This is a genomic window from Corynebacterium guaraldiae (genome assembly GCF_053480195.1).
The window spans coordinates 179,905-205,925 of record NZ_JBRBAU010000002.1; the positions used below are offsets into that span (position 1 = coordinate 179,905).

Here is a 26,021-nt window from a genome sequence, read left to right on the forward strand (position 1 = left end):
TCTTTAACCCACCCCAGTTGTGTTTAGCCACCATTGCACCACAGGTAGAATGCCCTGTCATGTCGAGCAATCCCGAGGTACGCGTCATCCGCTCCGCCCGGCGCCGCCGCACTGTCCAAGCCCGCGTCGTTGATGGCGTCGTGGAGGTGCGCATCCCCGCCTGGATGTCGGCGGCGGAGGAGCGCGAAGCAGTGGATGGCATCGTGGCGAAGGTCCGCAAGAAGCACAGTTCTTCGCAGCTTTCCGACGACTCCCTGACCGCCCGCGCCCGCACTCTAAATGCTCGTTTCCTAGAGGGCCGCGCCACGGTGGGATCCATCCGGTGGGTGAGTAACCAAAAATCCCGCTGGGGTAGTTGCACTACCTCAACGGGAGATATTCGGATTTCTGACCGGCTGCAGGATGTTCCCGACTACGTCCTCGACGCTGTCATTATCCACGAGCTAACGCACACCTTCATCCCGGGCCATGGCCCGGAATTTTGGGAGTGGGCCGATCGAGCCCCCAAAGCCGAGCGCGCGAAGGGATACCTCGAGGCCTACCAGCGCTTCCGCTAGTTCTCGTCTTCCGGCTTGTCCTTTTTGTTTTCTTTATCCTCGCCAGCGTCCGTGTTCTTGTCCTCGCCAGCAGCATCGCTGGCGCTGGCGTCCTGCTGGCGGAGCATCTCCTCCAGCTTGGAAAACTCTTCTTCAAAGCCCTCGTCGGGGGTGTCATCGAGCAAACCGTCGATGAAGGAAGCCGGGTTCTCCAGGTGCTCTGCGGTAGGTAGCAGGTCCGGGTGGTCCCAGGCGGAGTCACGCTTATCGGCGCCCACTGCGACGGTGGCGCGGCGCCACAGCTCAGCTGCCGCCTCTACCTTCGGCGCGTTTAGCTCAATGCCAACGACCTGGGAGAAGGCCTTTTCTGCGGAGCCGCCGGTGGAGCGGCGGTGAGCCCACGCCTCATTCATCGCCTTCGTGGACGGGATGCGCTCACCCAGGGCCTCGGTCACTACGTGCTCGACCCAGCCCTCGACGAGTGCCAGGAGAGTCTCCAAGCGGGAAGCCGCGCCCGCATTGCGGGAGGTGATGCGCGGGGACAGGTCCATGCCCTGCAGCTTGTTCATCGCATCCTGGATGGCCTGCGGGTCACCGGACTCCAGGTTGAGCTCGCGTGTGGCTTCCTCGATGTGAGAAGTGTCGATGACCAAGCCCATGGCGTATTCCTCCACGGAGGAGACGAGGCGCTCAACCAACCACGGCACGTGCTTGAACAGGCGCTGGCGGGCGGCCTCGCGGGCGCCGATATAGACCAACACTTCTTGGCCCGGAACGTTGAGATCGCGCGCTATGGCCTGGATGTTGTGCGGCAAGAGTGCGGTGGTGCCTGCGGGGGAGACCGGCAAGCCGAAGTCAGAACCGGTAAGAGCCTGTGCGGCCAAGTCACCCAGGGCGTGGCCTAGCTTCATACCGAAGTTCATGCCGGACATCGAGTTCATCATCGAGGTCATCGGCCCCATCATCTCGCGGGCTTCTTCCGGCAGGGATTCCAGCTGCGCGGAGTTCATGTGCTCCGCCACCGGGGTGACCATGCGCTGCCACATCGGCAGAGTCTCATCCAACCATTGCGCAGAATTCCACGCGGTCACGGTGCCGGAGGCAGTGGGCAGAATCGTGGCATCATCCAGCCACAGTTCCGCCAACCGCACGGCTTCCTGCACTGCAGTGCGGTCTTTATCATTGATCTCTTTATCGCCGGAGATCTGCTGGTGCGCGATGCGCTTGGCCAGGTCATAGTTGACCGGGCCGGCACCCTCCGGGGAATTCATGGAAGAACCCATACCGGAGAGCATCTGGCCAAACTGATTCAACAAGTCTCCTAGGCCACCGTTGCCCGCGCTGAAGCCGAAGGCGCCGAACGGGTTCTGGTCGCGACGATCGTTATCATCGTCATCGTCGTTATTGGGGAAGGAAAAACCGAATCCGTTGCTCATGGGGCCTAATCTACTAGGTTTCCTAGTGCGGATTCTAGGACCACGGCAACGCTGAGAGCGAACAAGCATCACGAGGCTGTAGGCTGATCCTCCGTGAAATCTTCGCAGAACCCCCGAACCCGCCGCCTGTCCACCTTGACGTGGGGAGCCATTCCGGTGGTGTTGACGGGAACCCTGCTCAGCGTCGACCACATCCCCGGCACCGATATCACCCTGTCGGTGCCGTACGCCGCCGAAGGACCAGGTCCTACCCTGGACACCTTGGGTGAAGTGGAAGGGGAGCCGGTGGTCAACGTCGAGGCCCCGGAAACGTTTCAGCCGCAGGGGCATCTCAACATGACGACGGTCTCTGTTCGCACCAACATGACGTTGGCTCAAGCTTTGGGGCGGTGGCTTTTCACCGATGACACCATCGTCCCCATCGGCAGCGTCATCCCGCAAGGCAAGACGGATGAGGAAGTTCAGGAAGCCAATCAACAGGCTTTTACCCAGTCTGAGTCAGCGGCCACCGTCGCAGCCATGGACTACCTGCACAAGCCCGTGCGTATCGAGGTAGCACAGGTGCTCGACGACAGTCCCGCTGCGGGCGCGCTTGACGACGCCGACATCATCACCGCCGTCAACGGCGACAAGGTCACGGAGCCTGGCCAGATACAGGAGAAGATCCGCGCTCTTAAGCCCGGCGATGAGGTGAAGCTGGGGATTATTCGCAAGGGCGAGGAAAAGACAGTCCCGGTGACCCTCGGCGCACACCCAGAGCACGACGACGTAGCTTTGCTGGGCATCCTCATGACCTCAGTGCCCACCGAAGACATCACCGTGGATTACAACCTACAGGACATCGGTGGACCGTCGGCCGGAATGATGTTTACGTTGGCGGTGATCGACAAGTTGTCCGATGAGGATCTCACCGGCGGCCGGTTTGTTGCCGGCACGGGCACCATCGGTGAGGACGGCGAGGTCGGCCCCATTGGTGGCATCGTCCACAAGGTACACGCCGCGCAGGAAGCGGGCGCCGAGCTCTTCCTCGCACCTGCAGATAATTGCGCGGAGGCGGTCAGCCGTGGCACCGGCGACATGGTGGTGGCCAAGGTCCACACGCTGGATGACGCCATCACAGCCATGCACGACTTTGCAGAGGGCAAGCCCGTCGAGACCTGCGAAGGCTAGCCCTAAAGGAAGTTGCGGTCCTAGACCAAGCCAAGCTCCTTGAGGCGCTCTTCCGGATCGTCCTGGTCCGTGGAGATCATCTGCTGCATGATGAGGCCTTCGTCGTTGTCCACGACGGTGAGGATGGCCGTGTTGCCCAGCATGGACCAGCCCACCACGCGGTTGCCACTGTCCTCGATGACGCGGGAGCTGCGCAGCTCGGTGAGAACTTGAGTGGTCTGGGAAGCTTTGGTCTTGGACTTGAAGAACTGGAACTGTCCCACCTCGGAACCGGAGCAGTTGAAGGAATCCGTCACGCCGTTGGGATCGCAGCGGTCGAATTGAGCGAAGATCTCCTCCGGGACGAGCCCACCGAAGATCTCATAAGCCTGCTCCACAGAGTCGGTGAACTTGCCACTGGGCTCAGCGGACTCGCTGGAGTCCTTGTCTTTGTCTTTTCGGTCGGCGGAGCTGCGGGTTGAGGATTCTTCCTCCGCGTCCGAGCTGGTCTCAGTCTCGGATGCGGCAGGAGAGAGCGTCTCGGATTCCTCGGCAGTGGTTGCCGGGGCCGGCGCGCTGGATTTCTCCGCGGCTGCAGTGGTTTCTTCGCTTGCAGGAGCCGGCTCGGGGGAGGGCGCATCGTCCTTCCCACATGCGGTGAGCAGGCAGCCGGTGGCAAGCACGGCCGATGCTGCGGCGGTGAAGCGAGATGTCAAGCGCACGAGAGACTCCTCTATCGATTCCGTGCCCAGCCCCGAGAGCTGAGCGTTAATGGCCACTGCAGACTGAGTTTAGTCGATGAGAGGTTGAGCCGATTAGAGCATCTCCTCCGGATCTTGCTCCAATCCGTAGCGCAGGGCGGCGATGACCCCCGGTGCCACGTTCGGGCCGCCGCGCAGCTGAATATCGTCCTGCGCGAAGGGGCCAGCTTCTGCCAGTTCCTCCTCCGTGGGGCGCAGCTGAAGAAGCGTGAGTTCGGCGCCGTCCTCGTCGATATCCTCCGAATCGGCTGTGGAACTGCCGGCCATGGCGGTAGCCCGCAGGACTCCGGAGAAGAGGCGCGCGGGGCGGGCGTCGCCAAGCGCGGCGTCCGCGGTGTCCTTGAACATGATCTCCTGTGCCAGGATGACGCCGGCGATCTCCCGCGGCCACGCCAGACGCGAGACGTAGTCCGCGAGGTGCTCCGAGCCCGGCTCGATGCCCTCCGGCAATTCCTGCACTACAAGGGTGAGGGGAGAGGAGTCGTCGACGTCCCCAAGTTGGGCGGCCACCAGCTCGGTGGGCACGAGCGCAAAGAGAGTTGGCGGGGCATCCCAGCCCTCGGCGTGGATGAAATCCACGGCCTCGCGCATGGCCTTGTTGAGCGCGCGGTGTACAGCGGGCTGGGAGGAAGGTTGGGAACTCATAAGCGTCCTTGTTCGTTGACGGTCATAGTGCTTCTCTAGACTAGAAGCTTGATACCTCTATATTCGCACGACACTTGATTGGAGCTGGAGTTGGCTTCCGGACTCAACCGACCCACCGCCCCGATGAAACGTCCGCCCAAGTTTCTCTCGTGGGTTGTCGCCATCATCGCGGTCCTCTTGTTCATTGGCCCCATGCTCGTGGGCTTCTATACGGATTGGAAGTGGTTCGGCGCGATTGAGTACCGCGGGGTCTTCACCAAGACCCTGATCATGCGCATCGTGCTCTTCGTCCTCTTCGGACTAGTGGCGGCGGCCGTCACCTACGTAGCGGGGCTCATTGTCTGGCGTGGGCGCGGCGATTCGATGGACATGGCGGATTTCAATTCCCCGGTTTATCAATATCGCAAATCCATTGAAAGCACGATGAGGGTCTTCCTCAAGGTCATCCCGGTCCTCGTTGGTGTTGTCTCTGGCCTGCTGGGCCAGGCAAATTGGCGCACCGTCATGCTCTTTCTGAACTCCCACGATTTTGGGGTGACGGACCCGCAGTTCAACCACGATCTCGGCTTCTACGCCTTCCGCCTGCCGGTGTGGTCGATGCTGGTCAGCGCTGCTTCCATGCTGGTTGCCGTGTGCTTCCTCATCGCACTCGTGGGGCATTACATTCTCGGTGGCATTCGCCTGGGTAACCGCGCCTCGGGTGTGCGTGGTTCGCTGTCGAAGTCGGCGCGCACTCAACTTGCCGTGACCGCCGGAATCTGGATGCTGCTTCAGGTGGCTGGATACTGGCTGGGCCGCTATGAGTTGCTGTATAACCAGCACTCGCTGTTTACGGGTGGTTCCTACACGGATATCAACGCCTACCTGCCGGCGAAGATCATTCTCATGATCATCGGCGTGTTCGTGGCCGTGGCGATTTTCTCTGCCGTCGTGATCAAGGACTTGCGCATCCCCGGCCTGGCCGTGGTGCTCATGGTGCTGTCTTCCTTGGTTATTGGTCAGGGCTGGCCGCTCATCATGGAGCGCTTCTCCGTGAACCCGAACCGCCAGGCTAAAGAGGCGGAGTCCATCTCCCGCAACATTGAGTCCACGCGTTTTGCTTATGGCCTCACCGATGACAAGGTGACCTACGAGGAGAACTGGGGTGCTGACGACGTCTCCGATGACAAGGTCGCCTCCGATGACTCCACCATTTCCAACCTGCGCCTGCTGGACCCGGACATTTTGGCGCCGACGTTCACCCAGATGCAGCAGCTGAAGAACTTCTATGGCTTCCCAGAGACGCTGGCGATGGACCGCTATGAAATCGACGGTGAGCTGCGTGACTTCGTGGTTGCCGCGCGCGAGCTGGATCCCAACGAGCTGCAGGAGAACCAGCAGAACTGGATCAACCGCCACACCGTGTACACCCACGGCAACGGCTTTATCGCCGCGCAGGCAAATACCGTCGATGAGGTGGCTCGAGATGCCGGTTCCGCCCGCGGTGGTTTCCCCATCTTCACTGTTGCTGACCTGCAGACCCAGGCGGGCAAGGACGCCGAAGGCGAGGGCGAGACCAAGAACGCTGAGGAATCCCTTGGCATCAAGGTAGACCAGCCGCGCACCTACTTCGGCCCTGTGATCGCTAGCGCACAGGACGGCATGGATTACGCCATCGTGGGCAAGACCGGCGATAAGCCGGTGGAATACGATACCGATACCTCCACCTACACCTACGACGGTAAGGGTGGCGTAGACATCGGAAACATCGTTGACCGCACCGCCTACGCCTTGAAATACCAGGAGCTAAACTTCCTGCTCTCGGATCGTGTCGGCTCGGAATCCAAGCTGCTCTATGACCGCGATCCGCGCGAGCGCGTGGAGAAGGTCGCCCCGTGGCTGACCACGGATTCCTCCACCTACCCGGCGGTTATCGACGGCCGCGTCAAGTGGGTCGTGGACGGTTACACCACACTGGATTCCTTGCCGTACTCGCAGCGCACCTCCCTGACGGAGACCACCCAGGACACTCAGAACCCGACGGGCACGACGCAGCGCTTGGTCAACGACCAGGTGGGCTACATCCGCAACTCGGTCAAAGCGACTGTCGACGCCTACGATGGCACCGTCGATCTCTACGAGTTCGACACCGAAGACCCCGTGCTCAAGGCGTGGGAGGGTGTGTTCCCGGGCGTCGTCAAGCCAGAGTCGGAGATCTCCGACGAACTGCGCCAGCACCTGCGCTACCCGGAGGACATGTTCAAGGTGCAGCGCAATCTGCTGGCCAAGTACCACGTGGATGACCCGGGCGTCTTCTTCAACAACGATGCCTTCTGGTCCGTGCCGGAGGACCCCACCGCCGGTGAATCCCAGGGTCTGAACCAGCCACCGTACTACGTGCTGGCTGCCGATCCGGAGACCAAGAAGCCGAGCTTCCAGCTCATCACTTCCTACCGTGGCCTGAACCGTCAGTTCCTCTCCGCGCACATGGCGGTGTCCTCTGACCCAGACAATTACGGCAACATCACCGTGCGCGTGCTGCCGACGAATACCCAGACCCAGGGCCCGAAGCAGGCGCAGGACGCGATGATGTCTTCCGACCAGGTGGCGCGTGACCGCACGCTGTGGCAGGGGTCGAATGATCTGAAGAACGGTAACCTCTTGGCGCTGCCGGTGGGGGATGGGGAGATCCTCTACCTCGAGCCGATTTACTCGCAGCGTAAGGGCCAAGAGTCCGCGTTCCCGAAGCTGTTGCGCGTGCTGGTCTCTTACAAGGGCCGTGTGGGCTATGCCCCGACCATCGGTGAGGCCCTGGACCAGGTTGGAATCGACCCGAAGGCCGCTCAGAACATTACGGAGATCGAAGGCGATACCGGCAAGGACGGTGACCAGGCCGGAAACGCTGGCGGTGACAAGAAGGATGCGGCTGACTCCAAGGACTCCGACGCTTCCGCACCGGCCTCCGCTCCGAAGGCATCGAGTGAAGGCGAGGCTATCGACGCCATCAACAAGGCTCTCGATGGCGTGGACAAGGCTAAGAACGGTTCCTTTGAGGAGTACGGCAAGGCCTTGGACGAGCTGGACAAGGCAGTGGAGGAGTACCGCTCGCTGCAGTCTCAGTAGTAGCTCCGCATAGTCCAGAAAAATGGCGCCTGCCCAGGGGATTTGGGTAGGCGCCATGGCGTCTGTATAGTTACATGAGTCGTCGGCACACGGGGTAACAATCCCAGTGATTAACCACAGTGTGCTGAAGCGCTTGATGTTCGGAAGTACATCTCGACGCGGGGTGGAGCAGCTCGGTAGCTCGCTGGGCTCATAACCCAGAGGTCGTAGGTTCGAATCCTGCCCCCGCTACCAACTTCCCGCCCCTACCAGTGGAAACACCGGTAGGGGCCTTTTCTGTTTTGTGCTGGAATCGCCATTTGGGGCTTTGAATCCTGCACCACGTAGGACTTCGCCGCTCCCCCCAAGCCATGCACTTAGAAAGTAAAATCTTCTCGCTGTACGGTATCGTCGGTACGCTCAAAGATCGAAGCGCAGGATTACAAGGACTACATTCTCGGCTTCATCTTCTATAAGTTCCTGTCCGACCAAGTAGAGCAGTTCATGCTCAATAACGACGCTGAACCGGAAGACCTGCCCGATGCGCTCGTTGAGACCGACACTGACACCGTGGCCCTGGTGCGTAACAACTTGGGCTACTTCCTCACTTACGAGAACCTGTACTCGACGTGGCGGGACATGGGTAACGACTTTTCCATCGCTCACGTGCGCGACGGCCTGGCTACCTTCAAGCGCAACATCGCCCCGGAGCACAAGCACGTCTTCGAGGGCATCCTTAACACCCTGGACACCAGCCTGTCGAAGCTGGGCACAACCGACGCTGCCCGTACCTCAGCCATCAAGAAGCTACTGGACCTTATCGATGACATCCCCACTGATGGCAAGCAGGGCTATGACGTGCTGGGATACATCTACGAGTACCTCATCGAGAAGTTCGCGGCTAACGCGGGCAAGAAGGCAGGCGAGTTCTACACCCCGCATGAGGTCTCGCTCATCATGAGCAACATCGTCGCTGACCACCTCAAGGACCGCGACGAGATTCAGATTTACGACCCGACCTCCGGCTCTGGCTCCCTGCTGCTTAACATCGGCCATGCCGTCGCCAAGCGCATGGGGGACCCAGACCGTATTAAGTACTTCGCCCAGGAGCTGCGCGAGAACACCTACAACCTCACCCGCATGAACCTGGTCATGCGCGGCGTGAAGGCGGACAACATCGTCGCCCGCAACGGTGACAGCTTGGCCCATGACTGGCCGATGTTCGACGAGTTCGACCCGGTACAGACCTACCAGCCGCTCTATGTGGACGCCGTAGTCTCCGACCCGCCCTACTCCCAGAAGTGGGAACCCGAAGGCAACGAGGCTGACCCGCGATTCGCACGGTTTGGTCTAGCTCCGAAGACCAAGGCCGACTACGCCTTCTTGCTGCATGAGCTGTTCCACGTCAAACCCGACGGTATCCTCACCATCGTCCTGCCGCACGGCGTGCTGTTCCGTGGCAGCTCGGAGGCCGACATCCGCCGCAATCTCATCGAGGCCAACCACATCGATGCCATTATCGGCCTGCCTTCCAACATCTTCTACGGCACCGGTATCGCGACCATCATCATGGTGCTCAAGCAAGAACGTGACCGCGATGACGTGCTGTTCATCGACGCCTCGCAGGGCTTCATCAAGCAGGGTAAGTACAACCACCTGCGTGCCCGCGACATCCAGCGCATCGTCGATGCCGTCCGCAACCGCGTTGACGTGCCACACTTCGCTAAGGTCGTGACCCGCGACGAGATTCGTGCCAACGACCACAACCTCAACATCCCGCGCTACGTGTCCGCCACCCTGCCGCCAGAGTCTGTAGACCTGTACGCCACCATGCACGGCGGCATCCCCACCAGTGAGATTGCCGCCTTGGAGCACTACTGGACCGCCCTACCGGGACTGCGTGAGGCGCTGTTCACCGAGAAGGTAGAAGGCTACGCGGAGCTGAAGACCGCCAACCTGCGCGAGACCATCGACAAGCACCCTGCAGCCCAGGCACTGCGTAACCAGGTTGACGCTGCACTATCCGACCTCCCGGAGAAGCTGCACGCGCTGCTGGTGGACGGCGCGGCCACCGTGCCCATTACCACCACCGAGGACCAGCTTAAGGCAGACCTGTTCGACCGACTCGACCCTGTACCGTTGGTTGATGCCTACGAGGGCTACCAGGTACTGCATGACAGCTGGGTCAAAACCGCCGGTGACCTAGAAGTCATCCAGACCGAAGGCTTCGATGCCCTGCGGGTCAACCACCCCGTGATGGAGTGGAAGACCAAGGAAAAGAAAAAGGTCTATGTCCAAATCGGATGGGACGGGCGCGTTGCTCCCAACGAGTTGGTGCAGACCTTCTACCTGGCGCAACAGAAGGACCAGGTAACGCAGCTAAGTCGCGACGTGGACACAGCTGTATCTGAGCTAACACAGCTTGTCGAGGGCTTAAGCGAAGTCGACAAGACCGACCTGACCGAGATACTTAACGACAAGCAGGACGCCTTCAAGAAGACCGAGCTGAACAAGGCCATCAAGGACCTGCCGAAGCTGGCCAAGGGCGAGACCTGGCCGGAGGACAGCACTGAGGCTGCCATGCTCAGCGCCAAGGCACTTATCGCCCAGCGGGACAAGCTCAAGAAGAACCTCAAGGCTGCGCAAGAGCAGTTGGAGAAAGACACCTACGCGACCATTGAAGCGCTTACCGAAGCGCAGGTCGATGAGGTGCTCACCGCCAAGTGGATTACTTCACTTATGGATGACCTGCGCGAAATCCCTGGTCACGTGCTTGCAGGCCTGGCCGGCCGCGTCCAGGCGCTGCACGACAAGTACGCCGTCGCGCTGACCGACCTCGACGTGAAGATTCGCGAGACGGAGCAAGAACTCGCTGGCCTACTGAGCGGGCTTACCGGCAACGCCGCCGACATGCAGGCCGTGGCTGCACTCCAGGAGCTGCTGGGCGGTGGTCGCGATGCATAGTCACAACGTGCCCGCACTGCGCCTGGAGGGCTTCGATGGTGAGTGGGAATTGAAAGCCATTGGAGACCTCAGCGAAAGGACTTACGGTGGCGGTACGCCATCTAGCGATGAACCGGGCTACTGGTCCGGGGACATCCCTTGGATTCAATCCTCTGATGTTGCGGAGCAGGGGGTCGCCCCGGTCGCCCCTCGTAAGCACATCACCGAGGAAGCTATTTCACGCTCTGCTGCTATGCAGATTCCTGCCGACTCTGTTGCAGTCGTCACTCGTGTTGGCGTTGGCAAGGTCTCTTTTATGCCGTTCCCTTACGCCACCAGCCAGGACTTTGTATCGCTATCAGACCTTTCCGGTGACCCTGAATACATCGCTCTTACTGTTAAGCGGCGTATGGAGGGACTCGCTGACCAGCTGCAGGGTAGCACCATCAAAGGTATCACGAAGACTGAGCTGTTCAATCAGGCTGTTTATTTCCCGCCCGCTCTCGAAGAACAGTAGGCCATCGGCGCTATCTTCACCAACCTCGACGATGCCATCAACCAGCACACCAAGAAGCACCAGGCCCTGCAGCAGGCCAAAACTGCTCTCATGCAACGGATGTTCCCGCAAGAGGAGGGGCAGACGGTGCCGGAGTTGCGGCTGGAGGGCTTCGACGGTGAGTGGAAGACGACAACACTGGGTGAACTCGGCTCGTTCAAGTCAGGCGTCGGATTCCCGGAACGTGAACAAGGCGGGGAAGCAGGCCTACCTTTCTACAAGGTATCGGACCTCTCCGCACCAGGGAATGAGCTGCAACTGCGCTCCGCCAACCACTATGTGACGGAGGAACAGATTGTTCGTAATCACTGGGTGCCTGTAACAGCTGTACCTGCGATTCTGTTCGCCAAGGTTGGCGCTGCTGTCTTCCTAGGGCGCAAAAGACTCGCTACCGATACATTCCTCCTCGACAACAATCTCATGGCGTTTTCCTTGGACACCAAATCTTGGGATGTTCAGTTTGCCGATACCTACCTCAAGACGGTGGACCTGACCCGATTCACTCAGAGCGGTGCTTTGCCGTCACTGAACGCCCGTCACTTGGCAGAGGCGGCGGCTACCATTCCACCCACCCTTGAAGAACAACAGGCCATCGGTGCAGTGTTCACACGGCTGGACACGCTCATTGCTACCGAGGCCAAGTACATCGAGTCCCTTAAGCAGGCCAAGGCGGCGCTGCTGCAACGGATGTTCATCTAAGGAGCAGCTATGACCACACCATTTCGTTCTGAGGCTGAGTTCGAGGCGGTACTCATCGACCTGCTAACCCGCCACGGCTGGAGCAAGGAGTTGCTGCGCTTCCCGACAGAGCAGCAGCTCATCGACAACTGGGCGAACATTCTTTACGCCAACAACCGGGGCCGTAACCTGCTTGGCGACGTGCCGCTCACCGAGGGCGAGATGGCGCAAATCATCGAGCAGGTCAACAACCTGCGTACGCCGCTGGCGCTCAACGAGTTCATCAACGGTAGCACCGTGACCATTACCCGAGATGCACCGCAGGCCGCCAACTTCGGCTCTGAGGTTAGCCTGAAAATCTACGATCGCCTAGAGATTGCCGGTGGCCAGTCGCGCTACCAGATTGCCGTCCAGCCGCGCTTCCAGACCGCCAATGAGCTGCTGCCCACCCGACGTGGCGACTTGATGCTGCTCATTAACGGTATGCCGGTCTTCCACATCGAGCTGAAGCGCTCCGGCGTGCCGGTCTCCCAAGGTGCGAACCAGATAGCCAAGTACGCCCACGAGGGCGTCTACCAGGGAATCTTCTCACTGGTGCAAATCTTCGTCGCCATGACCCCAGAAGAGACGATCTACTTCGCCAACCCGGGCGCAGGCAAGTTCAACCCGGACTACTTCTTCCACTGGGCAGACTTCAACAACGAGCCGCGAATCCGGGCTATCTGGAGCGCTGGGTCGTGCGCGCGGATGAAGTTAACCCGGACGGCGACGTCGCGCTGTCGCAGCAGGCGGTCGACGAGTTCGTGATGGCGCCGTGCGTCCGCTGCGGTTCGGAGCTGCTCAAGCCGGACGTCGTCTACTTCGGCGAGCCGGTTCCGGTGGAGCGGCGGGACGCCGCGCGTGCGCTGCTTGCGGACTCGCGCTCGCTGCTTGTCGCCGGTTCGTCGCTCGCCGTGATGAGTGGCTATCGCTTCATGCTCGACGCGCTCAAGCAGGGCAAAGAGGTCTCTGTGGTGAACGGCGGCCCCGGACGCGGCGACCCGAAGGCGACGACGCTGTGGCGCACGCAGGTAGCGCCGGCTTTTGATGAGCTACTGGATCTGCTTGATGTGTAAGGCTGGGGTACGGCAGGCCTAAAGCTTCTCGAAGTACATGACTGCGGTGTCGGTGTTTTTCTCTGGTGCCGGGGGATCGGTCTGCTTGCCTCGCCACAGGGGGCTGATGCCTGGCATGAACCAGGCGAGCAGGGCAACGAGAACCGCGATGACGATGGCGGCGGGAGTTGCATATTCGAGCGGCACGAACCAGTATCCGGCCGCGCACAAGGCGATGATGATGCAGACCCACAAGGGGACTAGGACGCCGAGGTTGAGCCGCCGCGTGGCGCGGTATTCGGCCCAGTCTTCGCCGGGGAAGCGAGTGCGCGCTTCGGAGCGAATCCGACGCGCGGTCTTGTGCTGTTGCAGCACCGAGGCGATGAGGGTGAAGGCCACGCCGGCGCCTGCAACGAGCATGTCTGCGGTGACGGCTCCATAAGCTGCAATCGCGAGCGCGAGAGACAGCGCAAGGCGCTCGGAGACGCTGAGAGGTAGCCCACGCGTGGGGTCTACGTCGGGATACAGATTTTTGAAGGCGCTGGTAGACGACGATGTCATGACCGAATGAGGGTGTCCTTTGTTGGGGGTTGCTTACCTAATCTAGGTTAGTATAGCCTATACAAAACTGCTTAGGTATGTGTAGCCTAACTTCTGATTCTTTTTGTTCATCGCATCAATACTTCATGAGGACTCTCTCCGTGATTCTCCGTCGAATATTGGGCACTCTTGCTGCCAGTACTCTCATCGCACTCCCTTCGGTCGCGCTCAACGCTCCTGTCGCCTCGGCTGCCGGCACTTGCTCCTGGAATTGGGGCATTAAGCAGTCCTACCGAAGCTATATCCAAGGCCAAGTCGCCAAGGGCCAGTGGGAAACGGACGGCATTGGTTTTACCGGTTCCGAAACCGGCGCAGACGGTGCTTTTACCTTCACTCCGGGCAAGGCTTCCGTAAACGGCGATACCGTCACCGTCCCCTTCGGCGGCGTCATCCACTTCACTGGACACAACTACGGCGGCGACGATCTGTTGGATATGACGCTGACAGACTGGCAGATTCAGGCCTCCGGCAACCGGGCGGCGATCGTGGTGGATTACGTCTCTTATGAATCTGACATGGTGGATAAGTCCGCACGCGGCCCGCAGATTACCGGCGATAACGTGGTCATCGCGGGGATCGATCTAGATCAACCCGTCGACGCGTCCGCGCACACGCTCGACCTTTCCGGCGACGTCACGCTCACCGACGAAGGACACAAACTCTTCATTGCCTATGAGTCGGGACAGTCGATGGACCCCTCGTCAGGGACCGTGGCCACGGATGGCAGCTGCGGCGGGTCCTCTGGCGGTTCAGGCAGCGGTTCGAAGTCCTTGGGGACAATCTCGGGCACGTTTACTGGTCGCAATGCAGAAGCCATGGCGATTCTGAAGGAAACGAACGACACCATGAATGGCCTGACCACCTTCATGGGCAACACGGAGTCCTTCCTAGACCAGCTAGAATCCTTCCGTTCTCGCACGGAAGCCGCCACGGGCACGACCACCAGCACTACCACTAGCACCACGAGTGGTTCAGGCGCGTCGGGAGCCAACACTTCGGGCACCGCGAGCCCTTCGGGTGCTTCGGGTAGTACTTCGAGCACTTCGGGTAGTACTTCGGGTACTTCCGGCACTACTGGTGCTACTGGAACCACAAGAACCGCGCGGCCACAGGACCCCGGGTCCGCGGCTAGTGATGGGCAGTCAGAAACCTGCGTAGCCACGGGCGTGCAGGCTGCGACCGCCGAGTGGGGTGTCAAGAAGTCCTTCCAGTCGTATATCACCGGCTCCATCGCCAAGGGCGCCTGGACGCTCGACGGCGTAGGGTACGACAACTCGCGTTTCCAGTTCACGGGCACCGGCGGAGATGTGGATACTGCGGCGCAGTCAGGTTCCATCCGCTACGGCGGCGCTATGCATTTTACCGGCCACAACGGAGTCCTCGATCTCAATATCGCGAACCTGGAAGTCCGGTTCAACGGGACGAGCGGTCAACTCATCGCCGACGTGCGTTCCTCCAACATGGAGGGCGAGCGCAAGGACTTTGGACGCACGGTGCTCGGAGACGTGTCGTTTAGCCTGCTCGACGTGAGTGACTCCGCCGTCGACGGCGAAGCCACCGTCACGCTGACCGCAGCGGGCAATGATGCGTTCGCGAATTTCTATGAGCCGGGCACGACCCTTGATCCGCTTTCGTTGCATGCACAACTTGGCGGATCCGGGGACTGCGCCGGGGCGAGCGGAACTACGGCACACACTGGTGCGGCGACGACCTCCGGCGGTCAGAGCGCTGCGGCGGCAAAGCGGGCGGCATCGGAAAGCTCTGCGGGAGACGGCCCGCAGGCCGCGGCCGGCACGAGCACGTCTGGTTATGAAGACGGCAGCGGCAACTTCCAGATCAAGAAGGCCGCGGCCGCGGGCTCCTCGCCGGAGGCGAGCACGTGGCTCCTGCTGCTTATCGCAGGCCTCGCCATCGCCGGCGGTTCCATGGGCTCCGTCGTCCTGCGCAACCCGGCGTAGCGCACCCCTTGTTACCCAAGACTTGAGAAAGGATACGTTTCGCATGAAACGACTTTTGGTGGCGTTGGCGTGTGTCTTCGCCCTCACAGGGTGCGGCGTCCAAGGCGCCTATGAATCCCAAGACGCGCAGCTGCGCGACGCCCTCCCAGACGCGCAGTCGGCCAAAGACCCGCGCTCGTTTACGGGTGTGTCGAATGTGACGGACTTCGAGGATGTCGTCGCGGTGGCGGAGTCGCCTACTCCCGCGCTGCCGGTAGAGCTCACGGATGCTGACGGCTACGACGTCTCCGTTACGGATGTGTCCCGAATCGTGGCATTGGATCTCTACGGTACGTATACGAAAACCCTCGAGGGCCTAGGGCTTACGGACAATATCGTGGGTCGCACGGTGTCGTCGACGGAAAACGCTATCGCCGATCGCCCCGTCGTGACCCAGGGCGGACACAACATCAACGTGGAAGCCGTGCTCGAACTCCGGCCCACGCTGGTCATCGTCGATCATTCGATCGGCCCACGCGACGCCATCGACCAGATTCGCGCCGCAGGGGTGACCACCGTGGTCATGGAGCCGAAACGCACCATTGACTCGGTGGCCGAGGACATCACAAACCTGGCCGCGGTCGTGGGTCTGCCAGACGAAGGCGAAACGCTGGCCAACCGCTCCGTCGAAGAAATCGAAAAAGATAAGGCGGCCATCGCAGACATCGTGCCGGAGGAGCCAATGCGCATGGCGTTCCTCTACGCGCGCGGCAACGGCGGCATCTTCTTCATCATGGGAGAAGGCACGGGTGCCAAGGACCTCATTGAGGGTGTGGGCGGCGTAGACCTCGGCACCGAATACCACCTCTCTTACGCCGAACCTGCCAACGCCGAATCTTTGGCAAAGATTAACCCTGAGGTCATCATCATGATGACGGGCGGCCTGGAGTCGACCGGCGGCGTCGAAGGCCTCCTCGAGCGCCCCGGCATTGCACAAACCACCGCGGGCCAAAAGCAGCGGATCGTGACCATCCCAGACGGGCAATCGCTCGCCTTCGGGCCCTTGACCGGACAGACCCTTCTCAAACTTGCGCAGGCAATCTATGACCCAGACAATGCTTAAACCGGCGGCCCCCACGGAGGTTTTCGCTCGGCGCTCCCGCCTGCGGGTTGGTGTATTCGTATCGCTTGGGGTGCTGCTTGGTGTCGCCTTCATCCTGTCGCTTGCGCTGGGGCAGTACTACGTCGCGCTGGGTGACTTGGTGCAGATTATGGCCGCGGGCCCTGGCGGTGGCTTGACGGCCAACGTCGTGTGGCAGATCCGCCTGCCGCGCATTCTGCTCGGTTTCTTGGTCGGCGCGTGCTTGGGAGTGGCGGGCACGCTCATGCAGGCCGTGTTCGCCAACCCGCTGGCTGAGCCCTCCATCGTGGGCGTGACCTCCGGTGCCGGTGTAGGCGCGGCCGTGGTAATCGTCTTTAATATCTCCGTCCTGGGTACCTTCACGGTGCCGCTCGCGGCGTTTGCTACGGCGCTGCTGGTTACCGCGCTGATCTACCAGTTGGCGCGCTCACGAGGGCGTGTGGCGGTGGTCAATCTGATCCTGACCGGCATTGCTATCAACGCGGTGTGCAACGCCATCATCTCCTTCATGATGTACCTGGCGCCTACCGCGAACCGCGAGCAAATCATCTTTTGGCAAATGGGTTCGCTCAACGGTTCCCAGTGGAAACACGTGTGGGTGGGCCTCCCCATCGCCCTCCTCGGGATGGCCATTGCGCTGCGTCTTGGCCGCCAGCTAGATGTGCTCGCGCTGGGCGAGCGCGCCGCGGAACACACTGGCGTCGACGTCAAGCGACTGCGCATTATCGCCATCGCTGCCTCGGCGATCCTTACCGCCGGCGCAGTTGCTTTCGCCGGACTTATTGGGTTCGTCGGCCTTATCGTGCCGCACCTGCTGCGTACGATCATCGGCCCAGAAAACAGGGTCTTGCTGCCGGCCTCTGCGGTGGCGGGCGCCGTACTCATTGGCTTTGCCGACGTCGCTGCGCGCACGCTCATTCCTTTCGCCGACCTTCCCATCGGTATCTTTACCGCGCTCGTGGGTGGCCCCACCTTCTTCGTGCTGTTGCGCCGGATGATGAAGAAGGGAATGCATTGATGATTAACGTTGCGAATCTTTCCGTTTCGATCGGCGAGCGGAACCTGCTTTCCGATGTCTCCTTTGTCGCCCGCCCAGGGGAGGTCACCGGCCTCATCGGCCCGAATGGTGCGGGCAAGTCCACGCTGCTGGCGGCCATCGCCGGCGATATTGATTACACCGGTTCCGTTTCCCTCGTGGGGCAGGATCCGGCGGTGTCCTCCCCAGGGGCGTTGGCCCGTGCGCGTGCGGTGATGCTGCAGGACGTTACTGTGTCCTTCCAGTTTCTCGTGCGTGATGTAGTGGCCATGGGCCGGCGCCCTTGGGAGGGCACCGCCAGGCAGGCCGAGGACGACGCGATCATCGACGCAGCGCTTGCGGCGGTGGATGCGACGCACTTGGCCGGCCGCGATATTGCCACGCTCTCTGGCGGGGAGCGTGCGCGTGTGGCGTTGGCCCGTGTACTGGCGCAGCAGACCCCGGTGATTCTTCTCGATGAGCCGACTGCGGCGCTGGACATCCGCCACCAAGAACAAGTCTTGGGATTGGTGCGCTCGATCGCGGCGCAGGCTGGAGTGGCGGTGCTGGTGGTACTCCACGATTTGGGCGCCGCTGCGGCCTATTGCGATCACATCGTGTGCCTAGCAGACGGGGCAGTTGCCGCCGCCGGCCCGGTGCGCGAGGTCTACACCGACGAGATTTTGTCGCAGGTCTATCGCTGGCCCATCCAGGTGAGCAAGGCAGACGGCCACATCTCAGTCCATCCCGCGCGATGTCAGGTCGCCGATCCCGAGCAGTCTTTTGTCGATCTACTTAAGGAGTCTTAACTCATGCGTATTGTCTCTTCTTCTCTCGCGCTGGCGCTGACCGCCTCGGCGCTGACCGTTCCGGCAGCCTTTGCTGCCGATGCCCCCACCTGCGCCCCTGGCCAGACCCTGGAGACCCGCATTGTCTCCGGAACTGTGAATTGGGGCATCAAGGAATCTTTCCGCAACTACATCACCGGCCCCATCGCGAGGGGTGGGTGGACCACGTCCGGCGCGGTAACGCAGGACGAGGGTAACAAAGGCGGAGCAGACTTTCAGTTCCACTTCGAGGTGGATCCTTCTGCGTCCTCGGTGAGCCTGGGCGAAGACGGCACCGTCACGAAAGCCGATATTCGAACCAAGGATTCGACGCTGGAGTTTGAGGGCCACCACGGTGCGCTGTACACCAAGATGCTCTCGCCTTATGTCCTCACGGAGGCAGGGCAGGCAAAGGCGGGCACGTCCTACGAGGGCTACTACGTGCCGGGCAAGGGCATGACGGAATACACCCCGGAGGACCGCACGGAAGAAAACAAGAAGTCGGGCACGGATACCTTCGCTGAGGGCAATGCCGCATGGTCGAAGGACGGCGATATGCTCACGCTGAATGCGACCGACGTGACGTACAAGCCGAAGGCGGGTACCTACTACGATCGCGAGTCGAAGATCCAGCACATCGAGGGTATCGACGTGATCTTCATGGGCATGTACAACGAGAGCTACAAGCCGGAACTTGATGATGCACAGGTGACCTTGAAGACCGCGTCCGAGTGTGTGGGTCCTGCCGATGAGGGCACCGAGACCACCCCAGGGGAGCAGGACGAGCCGGGCCGCGACGAGCAGGGCAAGGACCAGGCAGGAGACCAAGGAAAGACTCCTGAGAAGGACCCAGAGAAGAAGCCGGAAAAGGGGCGGGATCAGAACCAAGGCGGCACGGATAACAAGGGCGAAGAAGGCTCTTCTTTTTCCAACGTGTGGAATATCGTGTTGGCGCTGACCGCTCTGGGCGGCATGTTTGCGGTCATCGGCGGCGCCATCGTGCAGTCCGGCGTTCTTAATCCCCTGCTGGCGCGCCTGCGTTAGCGAACCTGCACGGGTCTATTCCGAGTCGGCGTGACCCGCGTTGGCAAGGGCGTGGCTTTGGGCGTCGTGAGGATTGTCCAGGGTGGGGGAGAGCTGTTTGAGCACCGTGCGCACGATGGCGCGCACGCGCTTGTCCATGGGCATATCCATGTGTGAGACGACGGCGCGTTTGTCGACGTCTTGCACATAGACATTGCGCACCGTTCCGTCGGGAGTGTCGCCGGGATCCAAGAAACAGGTTTCCGGCGGCACGACGATGGAGTCTTGCTTAGTGGCCACGCACGTGTAGCTCACACCGGGGGCCAGGTCACCGTTGCGGTTGAGCTCCTCCAGCGTCGCGCTGCCCACGATTTGTTCCATGCCGGCTGGGCCGAAGTAAGCGTCGATGATGGAGCGCATGACGTGTTCTTGGCGGCGGCTGGAAATCAACGAGCTGACGATTCCACCTTGGGTGGTGCCGTGGTTGGGCGCCGACAGGCAGATGATGTGGCGCACGCGGTCCACCGCATCGTGGTTATGCATCCAGTAGCGGGCGACGATACCGACTTGAGAGTGTCCGATGAGCACGACCTGTTCCGCGCCGGTGACGGCTTGGACCGCGTCGATATACGCGCCGACCTGATCGGCGGAGGCGGCGATGGGGCCGGTGGCGCGGGCGCCATAGTCCGGTGCGAACACGGTCCAGCCGTCCTCGCGCAGCTCGGAGCCGAGCAGCTGCCATACGCCTTTCGTATCCGTCGTCCCGTGGATGAGAATGATGGGCCATGGGTGGTCTTCATCCGGGCGCGCTGCCCAGTCGTCTTCGAAAACGCCGCGTGGCTTCAGGCGTGCGCCGAGCGGTAGCGATGCCAGGCGTGCCGCGGTCTCTGCCTCGTGGTCGTCGCCTGCGGACCCGCGTGGATGGCGAAAGTCGAGGTCGAAGAAGCTGCGGCGCTCGGCACGCAATAGCTCGGCGATTTCGTCGGCCACTTCCTCGCGCAAGGCGTTAGCGGGCGCAGGGGTGGTAATGCCGTGGCGCGGAGAGTCTGAAACTTGTTCCGCCGCCGGTGTCTCCGGCAGGCCTTCGGTGGCGTCGTAGCTGACGGAAGGGGGAGTCGGGTCTGAACGCCAGAACCGCCCGAGTCCCTCGGAGATGAGGGTTTCGAGTTCTTTGAGCGGTTCTTTGAACGAATCTGTTGCCATAACTCTCATCCTATTTCGTGCCGCGATACATTAATTTTTCGGAATTATTAGTGGTAACGGTGATATTTCGCGGGATCGCGGGAGAAAGTTCTCGTTCCCCCTTGACCATCCAACTAAAGGTTTATAAACTAAGCCTTGCCTAATCACGGGCGGTTGCTTACTAGGAAGGTCGCGCTCCACTTCCTTCTCACGGTAAGTGCCGAAAGATTAGTCATGGGGAGAAGGCCCGTCAGCGCGCAGCTGACGGGCCTTCGTTTATCTCTGGAAGTGGTAGTTGGGGGACGAGCCCAAATTCCTGCGCCTACCGGCGTGCTCGCGAGCTTTCGCTACGTCTTTTCTTCCCCCGCGCGCCTGCGCATGGAAGTCTTCGGCGGCCTCGCCGTCGCCCTCGCGCTTATCCCCGAGGTCTTAAGCTTTTCGATCCTGGCGGGGCTGGATCCACGCGTTGGACTCTTCGCGTCCGTCATCATGGCAATCTCCATCTCCTTTACTGGTGGTCGTCCTGCCATGATCTCCGCCGCGGCCGGCTCGGTCGCGTTGGTCATTGCTCCCTTGTCTGCCTCCCACGGTCTGCAGTACGTCCTCGCGGCGGTGCTGCTGGCGGGAGTCCTGCAGATCGTTCTCGCTTTCCTCGGGGTCGCCAAGCTCATGCGTTTTATCCCGCGCTCCGTTATGACTGGCTTCGTCAACGCGTTGGGCATCATGATGTTTACCGCGCAGCTGCCGCACCTCATGCACGTCCCGTGGATCGTCTATCCCCTCGTGGCGCTCGGTGTGGTCATCATGCTTCTGTGGCCGAGGCTCACGGAGGTCGTCCCCGCCCCGCTCATCACGATCCTCGTCATCACAGTGCTCGTCGTCGTCTTCCGCTGGGACATTCCGGACGTCGCGGACCAAGGCGAGCTACCCACGAGCCTGCCGGGCTTCGTTTTCCCTGACGTGCCGCTCACGCTCGACACGCTCACGCTCATCGGCCCGTACGCGGTAGGCGTGGCCCTCGTCGGCCTCATGGAGTCGCTGCTCACAGCCAAACTTGTCGACGACATTACGGACAGCCACTCGGATAAAACGCGCGAGTCCCTCGGTCAGGGTATTGGCAACGTCCTTGCGGCGAGCATCGGCGGCATGGGCGTGTGTGCGATGATTGGCCAGACGATGATTGGCGTCAAAGCTTCTGGTGCTCGCACGCGCCTGTCGAGCCTGCTCGCTGGCATCTTCCTCCTCATTCTCATCCTTGTGTTGGGCGATACCGTGGGTGCGATTCCCATGACTGCGCTTGTCGCCGTCATGATCCTCGTCGCCGCGGACACGGTGGATTGGCACTCGGTGCGCACCATCCACCGCATGCCGCTGTCGGAAACGCTGGTCATGCTCGTGACGGTTGTGGGGACATTGGTTACTCACAACCTGGCGGTCGGCGTCATCGCCGGCGTGCTCACGGCCATGATTGCGTTCGCGCGTCGCGTCGCGCACCTCACCCAGGTCGAGCTCGTTGCTTCCGATGCCACCCGCGCCGCGTACCGCGTCACCGGCCAGCTTTTCTTTGCTTCGTCCAACGACCTTGTCTATTCCTTTGACTACACGCTGGGAGTCTCTGAGGTCGATATCGACATGTCGGCTGCGCAGGTATGGGATGCCTCGACTGTGGCGACGCTGGATGCGGTGCGTGAGAAATACGCGCAGCGCGGCGTGACCGTGGATATTCGGGGTCTTGATCCGGTCAGTCAGCAGCGCCTCGACCGGCTCTCGGGCAATTTGGGGGACTAAAACCTGGGGGAGAGATGTGCGCTGAGCATGGGGGTGCGACGATTAGTCATACTTTCGGTCGAATATGCGTCACTGTGGGCATGAAGTATGGCATAGGTCTTGATATGTAAGGCTTGCCTTGTTTAGACTATCCACATTAAGGTTAGGCAAGCGTTACTTAATCAGGAGGAATTTGGCCATGACCGTTGCCATGACCACGACGCCGCTTTCGCAGATGCTGCGTGAGGAAACCGCGCGAGCGCACGCCAGCGCAGAGGGCTCAGATTTTATGACCCGCTTGATGGCGGGTGAGCTCAGCGCAGAGGCACTCGCCACCTTTACTGGGCAGTTGTGGTTTATCTATGAGGCGCTTGAGCGCGCGGTCCGCACGGTAGCGGATACTCGCATCGCCGGAGCGGTGGCCGACCCCCGGTTGGAACGCCGCGATGCGCTGGAACTCGACCTCGCGGAAATGTACGGCCCGCAGTGGCGCGACGAGGTGCGTATCCTTCCCGCCACCGCACGCTACGTCGCGCGCCTGGAATCGCTCGATACGCCGGGATCGGAGCCCCGGGTCGTTGCTCACCACTACGTGCGCTACCTTGGCGATATCTCGGGTGGGCAGGTTATTGCCGCGCGCCTGGGGGCTCTCTACGGTATCGACCCGGATGCGCTCAATTTCTATAACTTCGCGGCGATTGGCAAGATTCCGCCCTACCGCAGCGCGTACCGCAAGGCGCTCGACGAGCTCGCGCTTTCTGATGCCCAGCGTGCCGCTCTCATCGCCGAGGCACAGGCCGCCTTCGCGTGTAACTCGGCAGTCTTCGCCGAGCTAGCGAAGCTGTATCCGGGCGCAGCGTAGCGCCGGGTTCACTATTTCCTCTCTTCCCCCTTCTTGTTTTATCTGTATTTCTAAAGTGACCTGGAGGTCTGTCGCGTGAAGAAAATCTCTTCTGCTTCTCTCGCATCTGCTCTTATCGTCTCTGCAATGGCTGTTCCGGCTACTGCTGCAACGCAGGACCTGACGGCGGGTACATTCGCCTGGCCCATCAAGACCTCATTTATGGAGCATCTTGCTGGCCCAATGGCAGCTGGCCGTTGGACGACCACGGATGGGGCGACGTATAAGGACAATCAGCTGCTCTTTCCGGTCAACGTCGCTGAGACGACGTTAGATGCGGACGGCAACGGCACCATCGTCCTTGACGGTTCGGCGCATATCGTGGCCTACAAAGGCCTGGGCGCGGGCGGCTCGGCCGGCCTCGATCTCACCTACTCAGATCTCAAGCTGCAGGTGCAAGGCACGAAGGTCGAGCTCGTTGGAGACTACGTTTTGTCCGGGGATCCGGGCGATAAGGGCGCGCAGGTCGACAGGGATGGCGATGATGACGTGCTGGTCACGTTCACCCTCGATGCCCCCATCGCGGTTGGGACCGATGGTGAGCGCGCAGGATCGCCAGGCCACCGCGGGTGCAGGCCTGGAGGGCTCGCTACTGCGCTATAAGGAAGGTCAGATACTTGAGGGCGGCGACGTTGATCTCGTGCTGGACTTCGCTGATGGCAAGGATGCCGGGGTAGTCGAGGGGCATAAGTCGACGGGACTTGCCCAGGCTTCCGCGCAGTTGGGAACGCTGAGCTCGGAGGAACCGTCGAGCGAGGGTATCGGCATCCTCGTGGGGGTGATTGCGGGCGTTGTGGCGCTCGTGGGTACCGCGGTGGCAGGGATGCCTTTGGTGCTTGATGCGCTCAAGCGGGCGGGCATCCGACTCTAGTTCGATTGCTTCCGTTTGTGTGGATTCGGGCGTTGATCAGGTTGCGGTAACTTAGGTTACCGTGACCAAAATTGTCTTTGGCCTGCATGTTTGGGAACCCTAACCTAGCTAGCGGCATTTTTGAATATCTGTATTATGGGAGACTATACCGCCGGAAACCCGTTGGATAGCCGTCGGAAAAGACAGAAATTTACCTATTGAACAGGTACCGAAAGGCAAGGATATTCAATGAACGAGAAGCTGCAGAGCCTGCTGAACGCACAGGTTATTAACGAGCACGGCGCCGCCCTCATCTACACCCAGCTGGCCTACGAGATGGATGATCTTTCCTTCCCGGGCATGCGTGACTGGTTCTACGCTCAGGCTGCGGAGGAGCGCGAGCACGCTCAGAAGTTTGCCAACCACCTCCTCGCACGCGGTTACCGCGTGGAGCTCACCGATGTCCCGGTTCCGTCTGTGAAGGCCGCGACCCCGCTCGACGCTTTCGAGGCTGCCTACGCACACGAGCAGAAGGTCTCCGAGCAGATCCGCGAGATCGCTCGTACCGCTGATGAGGTGAAGGACCTTGAGTCCCGCCAGATCGTGAACTGGTTCCTCGACGAGCAGATTGAGGAAGAGGACACCGTCACCGAGATTATTGACCAGATCAAGCTCGTGGGCAACGATGGCTCCGGCCTCCTGCGCATCGACGCCACTCTGGGCTCCCGCGCAAAGTAGTCACGCGTGGCCATCAAGGCCTAGCTAATACACAAAGGTCAAGGGACAGTGACCATGCGGTAACAAACCCATCAAGATTGTCCTAATATCTCCCACCAACCCCATGGTTGGTGGGAGACTGCGTTTTATATGTCTATGAAGCAGAAAACCTGGACCGTGGTCGTGCTCCTCGCGCTCGCCGTCGCCTTGGGCGTCGGCATGGCGTTGAGCAGTACGCACGTTGCGCTCGGCACTTTTCTGCTTGGTGCGGCACTCATGCTGGGGCCCTTCGCGGGGGCGGGTCTCTTTCTTTTTGCTGCGCTCATCGCGGTGAGCCTGCCGCAGAAGTCCATTGCGTCAGTCGGCGGCGCGCTCGTGCTTGCCGCCGTGGGCTTGGTGATCTTCACGCCGCTCGGCATCATTCCGGACGCCATTGTGCCGCTGTATGCAGGAGGCGCGGCGCTGGGTGCCGTGGCGGTGCTGCTCGTGCCCACGGGGCTGCCCGGACGCTTGTTCCGTTTCTAGAACTCTGTCGTTTTGGGACGAGTCTGCGCGGCTTTCCGTAGTCTGGATGTATGTCGACGTATCTTTTCGATTTCTACGGAGTCTTGCTCCGTCATCGCCCACCGGAGCCGAAGGAGGCGCTGCTACGTCTCGTCGGTGCCGAGGATCCGGCCGCTTTTTGGACGGCGTATAACGAATTGCGCCCGGCCTATGACGCGGGCGTGGTGAGCGACGAACGCTGGTGGCGCCAGATGCAGGTGCGCCTAGGCCTTCCGGACTTCGATATCTCTGAGGCCGTCGCTCAGGACTTCGAGCCGTGTACGGCGCCGGACCTCGACGTCGTGGGGTCGCCCAGGAGTTGCTTGGCGCGGGCAATGCGGTGGGCGTGCTGTCCAATATTCCGGTGGGACTCGGTCGTATGGTGCGCGAGCGCAACGACTCGTGACTCAAGGAATTCACCGCCGTGGTGCTCAGTGGCGAGATTGGCGTGGTCAAGCCCGACAAGCGGGCCTTCGACGTGGCGATGGACGCGTTGGGTGCGAGTGCGAAAGACACACTCTTTATTGATGACACCCAGGGCAACGTCGACGCAGCACGGGCGGCAGGGCTGCGCGGGTATCTCTACGACGGCAACCTTGCCGAACTGCGTGCGGAGTGCGGGCTGGCCTAGGCGGCGCG

24 protein-coding genes, 1 tRNA gene and 2 pseudogenes are annotated in these 26,021 nt (G+C 61.1%); 22 read left to right on the top strand and 5 right to left on the bottom strand.

The features are described 5' to 3' along the window. Positions 1-59: 59 nt before the first annotated feature. On the top strand, positions 60-557 hold the full coding sequence (locus ACUY3D_RS02395; protein WP_101735979.1) for a M48 metallopeptidase family protein: 498 nt from the start codon (positions 60-62) through the stop codon (positions 555-557). On the opposite strand, the gene ACUY3D_RS02400 is transcribed toward ACUY3D_RS02395, so the two are convergent. Further along, positions 554-1,972, bottom strand: a complete 1,419-nt coding sequence (locus ACUY3D_RS02400; RefSeq protein ID WP_070520214.1) for a zinc-dependent metalloprotease — start codon at positions 1,970-1,972, stop codon at positions 554-556. The genes ACUY3D_RS02395 and ACUY3D_RS02400 overlap by 4 nt on opposite strands. Before the next feature lie 93 nt (positions 1,973-2,065). Between ACUY3D_RS02400 and ACUY3D_RS02405 the strand changes: the two genes are divergently transcribed. Then, on the top strand, positions 2,066-3,142 hold the full coding sequence (locus tag ACUY3D_RS02405) for a YlbL family protein (RefSeq protein WP_070532446.1): 1,077 nt from the start codon (positions 2,066-2,068) through the stop codon (positions 3,140-3,142). Positions 3,143-3,162: 20 nt separating this feature from the next. Here the strand turns inward: ACUY3D_RS02405 and ACUY3D_RS02410 are convergent, their stop codons facing one another. Together ACUY3D_RS02410 and ACUY3D_RS02415 are read right to left on the bottom strand one after the other, a co-directional pair. Continuing rightward, entirely contained in the window at positions 3,163-3,900 is a 738-nt protein-coding gene (locus tag ACUY3D_RS02410; RefSeq protein WP_369816012.1) for a beta-N-acetylglucosaminidase, read from the bottom strand. Between the two features lie 36 nt (positions 3,901-3,936). After that, the gene (locus ACUY3D_RS02415) at positions 3,937-4,527 is read right to left on the bottom strand and encodes a PPA1309 family protein (protein ID WP_070520224.1); all 591 of its coding nucleotides are present in this window, start codon (positions 4,525-4,527) and stop codon (positions 3,937-3,939) included. 123 nt (positions 4,528-4,650) lie between these two features. Here ACUY3D_RS02415 and ACUY3D_RS02420 point away from each other — a divergent pair, with 123 nt between their 5' ends. The 7 genes and pseudogenes from ACUY3D_RS02420 to ACUY3D_RS02450 all read left to right on the top strand — a co-directional run. Beyond that, a complete protein-coding gene (locus ACUY3D_RS02420; RefSeq protein ID WP_070597329.1) occupies positions 4,651-7,629 on the top strand; it encodes a UPF0182 family protein in 2,979 nt (992 codons plus the stop codon). Positions 7,630-7,786: 157 nt separating this feature from the next. After that, positions 7,787-7,863 (top strand) — tRNA-Met (locus ACUY3D_RS02425). Positions 7,864-8,031: 168 nt separating this feature from the next. Next, positions 8,032-10,572 (top strand): annotated as a pseudogene (locus ACUY3D_RS02430) (type I restriction-modification system subunit M); the annotation flags it as partial. Positions 10,573-10,579: 7 nt separating this feature from the next. Continuing rightward, positions 10,580-11,068 (top strand): restriction endonuclease subunit S, encoded by a 489-nt coding sequence (locus tag ACUY3D_RS02435; RefSeq protein ID WP_232748495.1) that lies wholly within the window; start codon positions 10,580-10,582, stop codon positions 11,066-11,068. A 90-nt stretch (positions 11,069-11,158) separates the two neighbouring features. Beyond that, positions 11,159-11,806 carry a restriction endonuclease subunit S gene (locus ACUY3D_RS02440; protein WP_227485839.1) on the top strand — a complete coding sequence of 216 codons (648 nt, stop codon included), beginning with the start codon at positions 11,159-11,161 and terminating at the stop codon, positions 11,804-11,806. 9 nt (positions 11,807-11,815) lie between these two features. Continuing rightward, entirely contained in the window at positions 11,816-12,592 is a 777-nt protein-coding gene (locus ACUY3D_RS02445; protein WP_070524725.1) for a type I restriction endonuclease, read from the top strand. Beyond that, positions 12,490-12,900 (top strand): annotated as a pseudogene (locus ACUY3D_RS02450) (Sir2 family NAD-dependent protein deacetylase); the annotation flags it as partial. The gene ACUY3D_RS02445 and the pseudogene ACUY3D_RS02450, both read left to right, overlap by 103 nt. Positions 12,901-12,918: 18 nt before the next feature. Here the strand turns inward: ACUY3D_RS02450 and ACUY3D_RS02455 are convergent. Next, positions 12,919-13,440 (bottom strand): hypothetical protein, encoded by a 522-nt coding sequence (locus ACUY3D_RS02455; RefSeq protein ID WP_070524723.1) that lies wholly within the window; start codon positions 13,438-13,440, stop codon positions 12,919-12,921. A gap of 125 nt (positions 13,441-13,565) precedes the next feature. Between ACUY3D_RS02455 and ACUY3D_RS02460 the strand changes: the two genes are divergently transcribed. Genes ACUY3D_RS02460 through ACUY3D_RS02480 form a run of 5 tightly spaced genes read left to right on the top strand, consistent with a single transcriptional unit; the run spans position 13,566 to position 19,443 of the window. Further along, entirely contained in the window at positions 13,566-15,437 is a 1,872-nt protein-coding gene (locus ACUY3D_RS02460) for an HtaA domain-containing protein (RefSeq protein WP_144793836.1), read from the top strand. Positions 15,438-15,480: 43 nt separating this feature from the next. After that, positions 15,481-16,539: a heme/hemin ABC transporter substrate-binding protein gene (locus ACUY3D_RS02465; protein WP_070532438.1), complete on the top strand. Its 1,059-nt coding sequence runs from the start codon at positions 15,481-15,483 to the stop codon at positions 16,537-16,539. Further along, entirely contained in the window at positions 16,520-17,575 is a 1,056-nt protein-coding gene (locus tag ACUY3D_RS02470) for a FecCD family ABC transporter permease (RefSeq protein WP_070524716.1), read from the top strand. Before ACUY3D_RS02465 ends, ACUY3D_RS02470 begins: the two co-directional genes overlap by 20 nt. After that, the gene (locus tag ACUY3D_RS02475) at positions 17,575-18,381 is read left to right on the top strand and encodes a heme ABC transporter ATP-binding protein (RefSeq protein WP_070524714.1); all 807 of its coding nucleotides are present in this window, start codon (positions 17,575-17,577) and stop codon (positions 18,379-18,381) included. Before ACUY3D_RS02470 ends, ACUY3D_RS02475 begins: the two co-directional genes overlap by 1 nt. Before the next feature lie 3 nt (positions 18,382-18,384). Then, complete coding sequence (locus ACUY3D_RS02480; RefSeq protein WP_070524713.1) at positions 18,385-19,443, top strand: HtaA domain-containing protein; 1,059 nt, start codon at positions 18,385-18,387, stop codon at positions 19,441-19,443. Between the two features lie 15 nt (positions 19,444-19,458). On the opposite strand, the gene ACUY3D_RS02485 is transcribed toward ACUY3D_RS02480, so the two are convergent. Next, a complete protein-coding gene (locus tag ACUY3D_RS02485; protein ID WP_070524711.1) occupies positions 19,459-20,634 on the bottom strand; it encodes an esterase/lipase family protein in 1,176 nt (391 codons plus the stop codon). A 348-nt stretch (positions 20,635-20,982) separates the two neighbouring features. Between ACUY3D_RS02485 and ACUY3D_RS02490 the strand changes: the two genes are divergently transcribed. The 8 genes from ACUY3D_RS02490 to ACUY3D_RS02525 all read left to right on the top strand — a co-directional run bounded on the left by ACUY3D_RS02490 (position 20,983) and on the right by ACUY3D_RS02525 (position 26,013). Further along, positions 20,983-22,392 (top strand): SulP family inorganic anion transporter, encoded by a 1,410-nt coding sequence (locus ACUY3D_RS02490; RefSeq protein ID WP_070524759.1) that lies wholly within the window; start codon positions 20,983-20,985, stop codon positions 22,390-22,392. Positions 22,393-22,570: 178 nt separating this feature from the next. Then, entirely contained in the window at positions 22,571-23,233 is a 663-nt protein-coding gene (locus ACUY3D_RS02495; protein WP_180963879.1) for a biliverdin-producing heme oxygenase, read from the top strand. A 126-nt stretch (positions 23,234-23,359) separates the two neighbouring features. After that, positions 23,360-23,875 carry an HtaA domain-containing protein gene (locus tag ACUY3D_RS02500; protein ID WP_448240271.1) on the top strand — a complete coding sequence of 172 codons (516 nt, stop codon included), beginning with the start codon at positions 23,360-23,362 and terminating at the stop codon, positions 23,873-23,875. Next, positions 23,811-24,143: a hypothetical protein gene (locus ACUY3D_RS02505; protein WP_448240272.1), complete on the top strand. Its 333-nt coding sequence runs from the start codon at positions 23,811-23,813 to the stop codon at positions 24,141-24,143. The genes ACUY3D_RS02500 and ACUY3D_RS02505 overlap by 65 nt, the downstream gene beginning before the upstream one ends. 228 nt (positions 24,144-24,371) lie before the next feature. Next, positions 24,372-24,860, top strand: coding sequence for a ferritin (locus ACUY3D_RS02510; protein ID WP_070524707.1), 489 nt, complete (start codon positions 24,372-24,374; stop codon positions 24,858-24,860). A 135-nt stretch (positions 24,861-24,995) separates the two neighbouring features. Next, the gene (locus ACUY3D_RS02515; RefSeq protein ID WP_083299238.1) at positions 24,996-25,364 is read left to right on the top strand and encodes a hypothetical protein; all 369 of its coding nucleotides are present in this window, start codon (positions 24,996-24,998) and stop codon (positions 25,362-25,364) included. A 295-nt stretch (positions 25,365-25,659) separates the two neighbouring features. Beyond that, on the top strand, positions 25,660-25,788 hold the full coding sequence (locus tag ACUY3D_RS02520; protein WP_256375375.1) for a hypothetical protein: 129 nt from the start codon (positions 25,660-25,662) through the stop codon (positions 25,786-25,788). Between the two features lie 18 nt (positions 25,789-25,806). Beyond that, entirely contained in the window at positions 25,807-26,013 is a 207-nt protein-coding gene (locus tag ACUY3D_RS02525) for an HAD-IA family hydrolase (protein ID WP_070524703.1), read from the top strand. Positions 26,014-26,021 lie beyond the last annotated feature (8 nt).

Coding starts and splice junctions, on each gene's coding strand:
- ACUY3D_RS02395 (WP_101735979.1), top strand. CDS start 60: ATGTCGAGCAATCCCGAGGTACGCGTCATCCGCTCCGCCCGGCGCCGC.
- ACUY3D_RS02400 (WP_070520214.1), bottom strand. CDS start 1,972: ATGAGCAACGGATTCGGTTTTTCCTTCCCCAATAACGACGATGACGAT.
- ACUY3D_RS02415 (WP_070520224.1), bottom strand. CDS start 4,527: ATGAGTTCCCAACCTTCCTCCCAGCCCGCTGTACACCGCGCGCTCAAC.
- ACUY3D_RS02420 (WP_070597329.1), top strand. CDS start 4,651: ATGAAACGTCCGCCCAAGTTTCTCTCGTGGGTTGTCGCCATCATCGCG.
- ACUY3D_RS02440 (WP_227485839.1), top strand. CDS start 11,159: ATGCAACGGATGTTCCCGCAAGAGGAGGGGCAGACGGTGCCGGAGTTG.
- ACUY3D_RS02445 (WP_070524725.1), top strand. CDS start 11,816: ATGACCACACCATTTCGTTCTGAGGCTGAGTTCGAGGCGGTACTCATC.
- ACUY3D_RS02455 (WP_070524723.1), bottom strand. CDS start 13,440: ATGACATCGTCGTCTACCAGCGCCTTCAAAAATCTGTATCCCGACGTA.
- ACUY3D_RS02460 (WP_144793836.1), top strand. CDS start 13,566: ATGAGGACTCTCTCCGTGATTCTCCGTCGAATATTGGGCACTCTTGCT.
- ACUY3D_RS02465 (WP_070532438.1), top strand. CDS start 15,481: ATGAAACGACTTTTGGTGGCGTTGGCGTGTGTCTTCGCCCTCACAGGG.
- ACUY3D_RS02470 (WP_070524716.1), top strand. CDS start 16,520: ATGACCCAGACAATGCTTAAACCGGCGGCCCCCACGGAGGTTTTCGCT.
- ACUY3D_RS02475 (WP_070524714.1), top strand. CDS start 17,575: ATGATTAACGTTGCGAATCTTTCCGTTTCGATCGGCGAGCGGAACCTG.
- ACUY3D_RS02480 (WP_070524713.1), top strand. CDS start 18,385: ATGCGTATTGTCTCTTCTTCTCTCGCGCTGGCGCTGACCGCCTCGGCG.
- ACUY3D_RS02485 (WP_070524711.1), bottom strand. CDS start 20,634: ATGAGAGTTATGGCAACAGATTCGTTCAAAGAACCGCTCAAAGAACTC.
- ACUY3D_RS02490 (WP_070524759.1), top strand. CDS start 20,983: ATGGAAGTCTTCGGCGGCCTCGCCGTCGCCCTCGCGCTTATCCCCGAG.
- ACUY3D_RS02495 (WP_180963879.1), top strand. CDS start 22,571: ATGACCGTTGCCATGACCACGACGCCGCTTTCGCAGATGCTGCGTGAG.
- ACUY3D_RS02500 (WP_448240271.1), top strand. CDS start 23,360: ATGGCTGTTCCGGCTACTGCTGCAACGCAGGACCTGACGGCGGGTACA.
- ACUY3D_RS02510 (WP_070524707.1), top strand. CDS start 24,372: ATGAACGAGAAGCTGCAGAGCCTGCTGAACGCACAGGTTATTAACGAG.
- ACUY3D_RS02515 (WP_083299238.1), top strand. CDS start 24,996: ATGAAGCAGAAAACCTGGACCGTGGTCGTGCTCCTCGCGCTCGCCGTC.